General features: G+C 66.4%; 7 protein-coding genes and 1 pseudogene. 2 read left to right on the top strand and 6 right to left on the bottom strand.

The features are described 5' to 3' along the window. Positions 1-92: 92 nt before the first annotated feature. The 3 genes and pseudogenes from QM467_RS19035 to QM467_RS19025 form a co-directional block, all read right to left on the bottom strand. Positions 93-1,436, bottom strand: a pseudogene (locus QM467_RS19035) (2Fe-2S iron-sulfur cluster-binding protein); the annotation flags it as partial. After that, positions 1,433-1,705 (bottom strand): sarcosine oxidase subunit delta, encoded by a 273-nt coding sequence (locus tag QM467_RS19030; RefSeq protein ID WP_283367917.1) that lies wholly within the window; start codon positions 1,703-1,705, stop codon positions 1,433-1,435. The gene QM467_RS19030 and the pseudogene QM467_RS19035, both read right to left, overlap by 4 nt. Next, positions 1,705-2,958 (bottom strand): sarcosine oxidase subunit beta family protein, encoded by a 1,254-nt coding sequence (locus QM467_RS19025; protein WP_283367916.1) that lies wholly within the window; start codon positions 2,956-2,958, stop codon positions 1,705-1,707. Before QM467_RS19025 ends, QM467_RS19030 begins: the two co-directional genes overlap by 1 nt. Positions 2,959-3,078: 120 nt before the next feature. Between QM467_RS19025 and QM467_RS19020 the strand changes: the two genes are divergently transcribed. Together QM467_RS19020 and QM467_RS19015 are read left to right on the top strand one after the other, a co-directional pair. After that, positions 3,079-4,035 carry a GlxA family transcriptional regulator gene (locus tag QM467_RS19020; protein WP_283367915.1) on the top strand — a complete coding sequence of 319 codons (957 nt, stop codon included), beginning with the start codon at positions 3,079-3,081 and terminating at the stop codon, positions 4,033-4,035. 71 nt (positions 4,036-4,106) lie between these two features. Then, entirely contained in the window at positions 4,107-4,724 is a 618-nt protein-coding gene (locus QM467_RS19015; protein WP_283367914.1) for a helix-turn-helix domain-containing protein, read from the top strand. Positions 4,725-4,730: 6 nt separating this feature from the next. On the opposite strand, the gene QM467_RS19010 is transcribed toward QM467_RS19015, so the two are convergent. From QM467_RS19010 to QM467_RS19000, 3 genes are all read right to left on the bottom strand, one after another. Further along, complete coding sequence (locus QM467_RS19010; RefSeq protein WP_283367913.1) at positions 4,731-5,612, bottom strand: PP2C family protein-serine/threonine phosphatase; 882 nt, start codon at positions 5,610-5,612, stop codon at positions 4,731-4,733. A gap of 1 nt (position 5,613) precedes the next feature. Next, positions 5,614-7,272 (bottom strand): bifunctional protein-serine/threonine kinase/phosphatase, encoded by a 1,659-nt coding sequence (locus tag QM467_RS19005; protein WP_283367912.1) that lies wholly within the window; start codon positions 7,270-7,272, stop codon positions 5,614-5,616. A gap of 97 nt (positions 7,273-7,369) precedes the next feature. Further along, positions 7,370-8,752, bottom strand: coding sequence for an APC family permease (locus tag QM467_RS19000; protein ID WP_283367911.1), 1,383 nt, complete (start codon positions 8,750-8,752; stop codon positions 7,370-7,372). Between the last annotated feature and the right edge of the window lie 131 nt (positions 8,753-8,883).

The following is an 8,883-nucleotide window of genomic DNA, read 5'->3' as shown; positions in this document are numbered from 1 at the left end:
TATCGGCCGACAACGTATAATTACCGGTACCAATATTGGTCGCCAGGTTTATTTTTTTATAATTGAAAGCGGGCGTAATAGGGTTTGGCGCGGGCGGGGGCGCCAGCGACGCTCAGGCCCGGCGGCCCTTTGCCGGGGACGAAAGTCGCCAGCGCCTCGCTCCATTGCGGCTTGCCGCCAAGATGGCAGGTGAGATGAAGATTGGGCGAAAAGCCGCTCGACATCGCGAGTCCATCGACCGCGAGCCGCTCCGACTTGCCGGCGGCATAAATGTCGATGGCCTTGAGGATCTTGCCATGGGTCGCGAAGACCTCGCCGCCGACGATCGCGCGCAGGCCCCTTTGCCGCGCGCCCGCGCTGAGTTCCGGCGCCACGGCGTCGCGCGTGTCGATGATCGCCGCGACCTCCGCGCCGGCATCCGCCGCGTCGAAGGCCGTCGTCCAGGCGGCGTCATTATTGGCGAAAAAAGCCATGCGTTTCGCCGGCGCGACGGCGTAGCGATTGATGTAGGTCTGCACCGGCGCCGCCAGCATCACGCCCGGGCGGTCATTGCCGCCAAAGACAATGGGCCGGTCGAGCGCGCCGGCGGCGAGGATGGCGCGCCTGGCGACGATCCGCCACAGGATCTGGCGCGGCTGGAACGGCGCGGGCTGGGGCAGATGGTCGCCGGCGCGCTCGATCGCCGCATAGCAATCGTCATAGATGCCGAACACGGCTGTGCGTTTCATCAGCCGCACATTGGGCAGGCTCAGCAATTCGGCGATGGATTTCGCCACGAAATCGGCGGGAGCGACATCGTCAACGCGCGTGTTTTCGCTCAGCAAGCGCCCGCCGAAACGAAAATCTTCTTCCGCCAGAATAACGCGCGCGCCCGCGCGCCCCGCCGCCAGCGCCGCCATCAGTCCAGCGGGACCGGAGCCGATCACCAGCACGTCGCAAAAGGCGTTGGCTTTTTCATAATGGTCGGGATCGGGCGCGTCGGCCGCGCGGCCGAGGCCAGCGGCGCGGCGGATCGCCGGTTCGTAAAGCTTCTCCCACGCGGCCTTGGGCCACATAAAGGTCTTGTAATAGAAGGCCGCGCCGAAAAAGGGCGAGAACAAGCCGTTGACCGCCAGCAGATCGAAGGCGAGCGAGGGGAAGCGGTTCTGGCTCGCCGCATCCAAGCCGTCGTAAAGTTCGACCGTGGTGGCGCGGCTGTTTGGCTCGCGCCGCGCGCCGGAGCGCAGTTCGACCAGCGCGTTGGGCTCTTCCGTCCCGCCGCCGACAATGCCGCGCGGGCGATGATATTTGAACGAGCGGCCGACCAGCTTGACGTTATTGGCGAGCAGCGCCGAGGCCAGAGTGTCGCCGCCGAAGCCGGAATAATTCTTGCCGTCGAACGCAAACTGGAGGGTCTGGGCGCGGTCGATCAGACCGCCTGTCGGCAGCCGGCTCATGAGCGCTCTTCCTTTTCGGCGGGGAAGCGCGTCGCCGCGACGGCGTGGGTCAGCGTGTCGCGCGCGACCTCGACCCAGCGGCGGCAGCCGGCGGAATGATGCCAGAGCTCGCGATGGGCGCCGGCCGGATTATCGCGCAGATAGACATAATCATGGAATTTTTCCTCGGCGTCCGGCGAGGCCGGATCGGGACGGGCCGGGGCCGCATCGCCGCGATAGGTGAATTCCTGCGCGTCGCGCGCGCCGCAATAAGGACAGGCGATCAGCATCAGTGCAGATTCGGCTGTGCGCCGACTCCCTTTTCATCAATGACATGGCCGGTGCGAAAGCGATCGAGCCGCATCTCCGCGATCAGCGGATGCGGCTCGTCGCGGGCGATCATGTGGGCGAAGCACCAGCCCGAGGCGGGCGTGGCCTTGAACCCGCCATAGTTCCAGCCGGCGTTGAGATAGAGGCCCGGCAGCGGGCCGATCTCGAAGATCGGCGAGCCGTCCATCGTCATGTCGCACAGCCCGGCCCATTGCCGCAGCAGGCGCAAGCGCCCGATCAGCGGCATCACCGCCATGCCGCCTTCGAGCACATCCTCGATCACCGGCAGATTGCCGCGCTGGGCGTAGGAATTATAGCCGTCGATATCGCCGCCGAAGACGAGGCCGCCCTTGTCGGATTGCGAGATGTAGAAATGGCCGGCGCCGAAGGTGATGACGCCGGGAACCAGCGGCTTGACGCCCTCGGAGACGAAGGCCTGAAGCACGAGGCTTTCGATCGGCAGGCGCAGGCCGAGTTTCGAGGCCAGCCGCGACGACGAACCCGCGACCGCCAGGGCGACCTTGTTGGCGCGAATTGTTCCGCGAATGGTTTCGACGCCGGTCACCGCGCCGTCGGCGTCGCGCAGAAAACCGGTGACTTCACAATTTTGCAGAATGTCGACGCCGAGCTGGTCGGCGCCGCGCGCATAGCCCCAGACGACGGCGTCATGCCTCGCCGTGCCCGCGCGCGCCTGCAGCAGGCCGCCCTTGATCGGGAAGCGCGCATTGTCGAAATCCAGAAAGGGCGCCAGAGCCCGCACCTGTTCGCGGTCGAGCAGTTCGGAATCCGCGCCCGCGAGGCGCATGGCGTTGCCGCGCCGCACATAGGCGTCGCGCTGCCCATCGGAATGGATCAGGTTCACAATGCCGCGCTGGCTCGCCATGACATTGTAATTCAGCTCCTGCTCCAGCCCCTCCCAGAGTTTCACGGACCATTCGTAAAAGGGCTCGTTGCCCGGCAGCAGGTAATTGGAGCGGAAGATCGTGGTGTTGCGCCCGGCGTTGCCGGAGCCGATCCAGCCCTTTTCGATCACCGCCACATTGCGGACGCCATGATGTTTGGCGAGATAATAGGCCGTAGCGAGGCCATGGCCGCCGCCGCCGACGATGATGACGTCATAGGACGGCCTGGGCTCCGGATCGCGCCAGGCTGGCGTCGCGAAGCGGTTTCCCGTCAAGCCGTTGACGATCACGTTGAAAAGCGAATAGCGCATGAAGTTCCGCCGCCTGCAGCGCGGCGCGACCGCCGCTGCAACCATCATCCCCGCGCCGCGCTTTGCGCTCCTGCCTGAAAGCGACTATTACTAGCCTGTTTACGACCAACAGGCCCGCATTTGCCGCCCGACGAAAAAACCCGCCACATCGGCTTCCTGCTGTTGCCGGATTTTCCGCTGATGTCCTACGCCTCGGCTGTGGAGCCCTTGCGCGCCGCCAACGCGCTGGCCGGCGCCGCGCTCTATCGCTGGTCGCATCTGAGCGTCGACGGCGCCCCCGCGCGCGCTTCGGTCGGGCTGGACATCGCGCCCGACCTTGCGTGGGACGAGGCGGGGCGGCTCGACCAGCTTTTCGTCTGCGCCGGCGGCAATCCCGCCGCCTTCGACCACAAGCCGACCTTCGCGCGCCTGCGCGCCGCCGCGGCGGCAGGCGTGGCGGTCGGCGGCATGTCTGGCGGCGCCTATGTTCTGGCCCGCGCCGGCCTGTTGCAAAGGCGGCGCTGCACCATTCACTGGGAACATGGCCCGGCCCTGATCGAGGAATTTCCCGACCTGCTGCTGGAACGCAATCTCTATGTCTTCGACGGCGACCGCGCGACCTGCGCGGGCGGCCTCGCCGCCTTCGACATGATGGTCGATCTCATCACCCGCCGTCACGGCGCGCCCCTGGCGCTGGCGGTCAGCGAATGGTACCTGCGCACGCAGGCCCGCTCGGGCGAGGACGCCCAGCGCATTTCGCTGCGCGAGCGCGTCCGCGTCGCCAATCCGCGCGTTTTGAAAGTGCTGGCGCTGATGGAGGAGCGGATCGAGGAGCCTCTTTCGCGCGAGGCTTTGGCGCAGGCGGCCGGCGTGACCCTGCGCCAGCTGGAGCGGCTGTTCGCCAGACATCTGCATGTGTCTTTGGCCGATCATTATCTCGGCCTGCGGCTCGACCGCGCGCGGAAATTGCTGCGCCAGACCAGCCTGCCGGTGGTCGAAGTCGCCATGGCTTGCGGCTTCTCCGCCAGCAGCCATTTTTCCCGCGTTTACCGGAACCGCTTCGGCCAGACGCCCAAGAGCGAGCGCGCGCCTTCGTGATTCGCCTTTTGCCATGATTGCCCGGGCGGAGCTTTGTTTCCTATAATGAAAAAAACAAATCGGGCGACGCGATGAAAGATCAGGATCCGCATTCGACTTCAGGCGCCAGGGAAAACCAGCTTGAAGTCGCCATCGGCCGGCAGGTGCGCGAATATCGCATCAAACTCGGCATGACCGTCGCCGATCTGGCGCGGCAGGCCGGGCTCTCGGCGGGCATGTTGTCCAAGATCGAAAACGGCGCCACCTCTCCGTCGCTGGCCACGCTGCAGGCCATGTCGGGCGCGCTGAATGTCCCGGTGACGGCGTTCTTCCGCAAATTCGAGGAGCAGCGCGACGCCACTTTCGTCAAGGCCGGACAGGGGTTGGCGATCGAGCGGCGCGGCACCCGCGCGGGCCATCAATATCACCTGCTCGGCCATTCGATCGGCAAGTCGCTGGTGGTCGAGCCCTATCTCGTCACCCTGACGGAGACCTCGGACGTCTTTCCGATCTTCCAGCACAGCGGGCAGGAATTCGTCTATATCGTCGAAGGCGAAGTCGTCTACCGCCACGGCGACAAGCTTTATCCGATGAGCGCGGGCGACAGCCTGTTTTTCGACGCCGACGCCCCGCATGGCCCGGAAGAGCTCAAGAAGCTCCCGATCCGCCTGATCTCGGTCATCGTCTATTCGCGCACCGGCGAAACATAGACTGGTTCAGCGCCGGGACAGAACGAAGATCAGCAGCGCCAGCAAGACACAAGACGCCACACGCCAGAACAGCAGCGCATTGCCGTCATGGCTCCGCCGGGCCTGCAGCTCGGCGCGCCCTTGCGGCGGGGGCTGCCCATCACCATCAAGGCTGGCCGGCGGCGCGTCGAGAATATCGACGACGAGCGCGGTGACATTATCGGCGCCGCGCGCCGCCAACGCCGCCGCCCGAAGCTGGCGGGCCGCCTCGCGGGGCGCGCCTCCGTTCCGCAGGATTTCGGCGATCCGGGCCGCCGACAGCACGCCATGCAAACCGTCGGAGCACAGCAGGAAACGGTCGCCCGGCGCGAGTTCGACCCGCGCATGGTCGATCCGCACGCAGGGCTCGAACCCGATGGCGCGGCGCAGGGGCGGAACGGCCTCGCCCGTTTCGGCGACATGGTCGACGCTCAGCTGCTCCAGCCTGTCGCCTGAAAAATGATAGGCGCGGCTGTCGCCGACATGGACGAGATGGGCCTGCCGCCCGATGAACAGCAGGGCGGTGAAGGTCGTCGCCATGTTCTGCAGATTGGAATCGCGCCGGCCCAGCGCCACGATCCAGTCGTTGACCGCCGTGAGCGCGCGGCTCGCCGCCTGCGCCGGCGCGAAGCGCGCCGAGGCGCCGTAATAGCCGTCGACAAAGGCGCGGACCGTCGTCTCCGCCGCCTCGCGCCCGCCCTTGTAGCCGCCCAGCCCATCGGCGACCGCCGCCAGCGCGCCGCGCGGGCCTCCGGGCGGGCCGGCGCAGAAGGCGGCGTAATCTTGATTGCTGGCGCGGCGGCCCTGCGCGCTGACCAGGCCGAATTCCATGCGCAGCCGAGAGTGCCGCTGCGCGACGGGCGAGGTCATGTCAGCGTCTCCCGAAAGCCAGCGCGAGGCAGGCGAGCGCCAGCAAAGCCGCGAGCGCGCGCCAGACGTTCACGCTGTCGCCAAAGCGCCTTTGCGGGGGCCCGCGCCATTCCTCATGCGTCAATCCATGCTCCAGAGCCAGCCGGAAGGCGGCTGCATCGGCGAAGCGGGCCGAAGGATCGGATTCGATCGCCTTGGCCAGCGCGCGCCCAAGCCAGGGCGGCAGATCGCGCCGCGCGCGGGCGAGCGGAAAGGCCTCGCGCCGGCCGAAGGGAAAATCGCCGCCGCTGAACAGGCGATAGAGCGTCACGCCGAGCGAAAAGACCTCGCTGCCCTGCCCCGCCGCCGCGCCGCGAAACAGCTCCGGCGCCATGTAGCGCGTCGTGCCGCCCAACGCGTCGGCCTCGGAATCGTCAAGCCCCGGGAGGGCGGCGAGGCCGAGATCGAGCAATTTGATCTCGCCTGTTTCGAGCAGGAAGACGTTTTCCGGCTTGATGTCGCGATGGACGATCTGCTTCTTGGCCAGATCCTCGATGGCGTCGCACAGGCTGATGCCGATGCCGACGCCCTCGGCGATCGACACGGGCGGCGAGGTCTTGAGGCGGTCTTCCAGCGTCGCGCCGCGATAATAAGGCATGACGAGATAGAGGCTGCTTCGGCGTTCGGCGCGAAGATCGAGATAGTCCACCGTCCAGCGGCTGCGCGTCCGCGCGCCGATCCAGGCCTCGCGCAGGAAGCCGGCCTGGAACACCGGGTCCTGCCCCATCGCGGGCAGAGGCAGCTTCAGCACGACATCGCGATTTTCAAGCGTATCGCGCGCGCGTTTCAGCAGGGTGTAGCGTCCACGATAGATGGTGCGGCCGATCAGGAAGCCGTCCCGCATATCGCCTTCATGAGGCGGGGGCCGAATCGGGAGGCGCGCGAACTCCGCCGCGATATCTTCAAGGGCGGAGGACGGCGCCGCCAGCACATCGAGCGCCAGCGCCGCGCCCGCCGCTCGCGCGCGGGTCAGGGCCGCGTCGGACAGGTCGCCCGCCAGCAGCGTTTCGAGGCGCTCGGGGGTCATTGCCCGCCAAAGCCCGGCGCTGACCAGTACGAGCCGGTCGGACGCCTGAGCCTCGATCTCGACGACATCCGCCTGCGCCTCTTCGTCGAGCCCGAGCGCCCGAACCAGCGCCTCGCCGCCGGAGGCGAGCGGCCGAAGATGATCGCGGGTCAAGAGCTGGGTCTGGCCGCCGCGCCGGAGATAGATGCGGTTATCGCCGAGATTCAGCGCCAGCAGCTTCTTGCCCGCCGGAAAGAGGATAGCGCAAAGCGAGGCCGCCATTCCGCGCCGCTGCGGATCGCTGCGCGCCTGCTGGAACATCCACGCGTTGGCGCTGGAAAGGGCGCGGGCGGCGGCGCGCGCCGGACCAAGCGTGCCGAGCGCGCCGAAATAGCCTTCCGCGAACAGGCGCCCGGCGATCTGCGCCGCTTCGCCGGCGGCAAGGCCGGAAATATCGCCGCGCGTCAGGACCGCAAGCGCGCCGCGCCGGGGCGCGCCGAAATCCTCGCCGCGACAGAAGGCGTGGAATTCGGGAGCCTCGCCGTCGCCCGCGCAGGCGGTTCGATAAGCCAGCGACCAGCCGGCGGCGACGGCAGGCGGAGCATCGGACGTCATTTCGGCCTCGCCTTTCAGGCCCAGTGAGCGGCAAAAAATGAGGAAACGCAAATGGGAGCGAAGGGTCTCCCCTTCGCTCCCCTGTTGGACCGGCGCGTCAGGCTTCGCCGGCGACCTCCATGTCCTTTTCGATGCCCAGCAGCGTCTGCGGCGCGCGCGCCTTCAGGATGAAGAACCAGGCCACGCCGGCCGCCAGATAGGCGAGGAAGATGTAAGGCAGAAGGTTCAGCGGATAGGCAGGAACCGGGTAGATGCTGCCGACCACGGAGGCGGCCATCAGCACAACGCCAAGAGCGCCGAAGGCGTAATCCTTGGCGGTCGCTTCGCCAAGCCTGGCGAGATAGACCGGCGCGCAGATCGAGCACAGCAGATAGACCAGGATGAAGCCGAACGAGGCCAGCGTGCCATACCAGCCGAAAGTGTCGGTCTCGGCCCCGGCGTTCACGAAGGCGGCGCAAAGCACGAAGTTGATCGCCGCGCCCACCGCGAGAGCGACATGGGGCGTCTTGTGTTCGGCATGCACCATGCCCATCGATTGATGCACGAACTGGTAGCGCCCCAGCGAGAACAGCAGGCGTCCGAAGGCGTTCAGCGAGGCCAAAGCGCAAGCGAAAGAGCTGATCGCGGCGCCGAAATAGACGAAGGCGGTGAGCAGCGGGCTTTCATTGGAGAGGATATCCGCGAGTGGCGAGGAGCTGGCGGCGAGCTTGGTCACGTCGTCGTCGAAACCCATGGTGATGACATAGGTGGTGAAGACGAAGAACAGGCCCGCGGCGATTGCGGTCCAGTTGATGGCGCGCGGGATGGTCTCGCCCGGATTGCGCGTTTCCTTGGCCAGCGTCGCGGCGCTTTCGAAGCCGACGAAGGCGAAAATGCCGAACACGATGGCCTGCGGAATGGCGCTGGGCGACAGGCCTTCCATGGTGACCTGCTTCATGTCGAGCTTGAAGCCATATTTCGTCAGGATCGTCAGGCAGACGAACAGGATGATCGCCATCGACACGCCTTCGAGGCTGAGGCCGATGCGCGAGGAGATGCGCATGTCGCGCGACGACAGGAACCAGGCGAGCCCCGAAACGCAGGCGTAAAGCAACAGGGTCGGCGGGACGACGGTCACGCCGAGGCCGGTCAGCATGGTCTTGATGAAAATCGAAGTGGCGACGGTCAGCGCCATGGCCGTGGCCAGATAGGCGGCCAGCATCGACCAGCCCGACAGCATGCCCCAGGACGGCCCCATGGTGCGCGAGACATAGAGGAAGAACGAGCCGGCCGAAGGGATTTTCTGCGCCAGCTTGCCGACGTTCACGCCGACGATCAGCATTGCGATGGTCGCCAGCAGATAGACGAACCAGGAGCCGGTTCCGGCCGTGCCGGCGACCACGGCGATGGACAAGGCCGGAGTCAGGGTCGGGGAAACGTTGGCGACCGATTGGCCCAACGTCTCGATGAAGGACAGACTATCTTTTCGCAATTCGGACATGCTGTTTTCTCCGAGGATCGGCGCCACGCCCGGCGATCCAATGGCCGCGCGTTATTTCCTATCAGGCACTTTTAATTACTGGCAATTGTCATGCCATGCGCCACGCTTCGGCTCTGCCCTTGAATTTGCGG

Origin of the sequence: Rhodoblastus sp. 17X3 (assembly GCF_030056575.1) — a bacterium.
In the GTDB taxonomy this organism is placed as follows: Bacteria; Pseudomonadota; Alphaproteobacteria; order Rhizobiales; family Beijerinckiaceae; genus Rhodoblastus.
Note: the sequence above shows the minus strand (reverse complement) of the source record. Positions and strands in the feature narration are given on the sequence as shown.

Coding starts and splice junctions, on each gene's coding strand:
- QM467_RS19030 (WP_283367917.1), bottom strand. CDS start 1,705: ATGCTGATCGCCTGTCCTTATTGCGGCGCGCGCGACGCGCAGGAATTC.
- QM467_RS19025 (WP_283367916.1), bottom strand. CDS start 2,958: ATGCGCTATTCGCTTTTCAACGTGATCGTCAACGGCTTGACGGGAAAC.
- QM467_RS19015 (WP_283367914.1), top strand. CDS start 4,107: ATGAAAGATCAGGATCCGCATTCGACTTCAGGCGCCAGGGAAAACCAG.
- QM467_RS19010 (WP_283367913.1), bottom strand. CDS start 5,612: ATGACCTCGCCCGTCGCGCAGCGGCACTCTCGGCTGCGCATGGAATTC.
- QM467_RS19005 (WP_283367912.1), bottom strand. CDS start 7,272: ATGACGTCCGATGCTCCGCCTGCCGTCGCCGCCGGCTGGTCGCTGGCT.
- QM467_RS19000 (WP_283367911.1), bottom strand. CDS start 8,752: ATGTCCGAATTGCGAAAAGATAGTCTGTCCTTCATCGAGACGTTGGGC.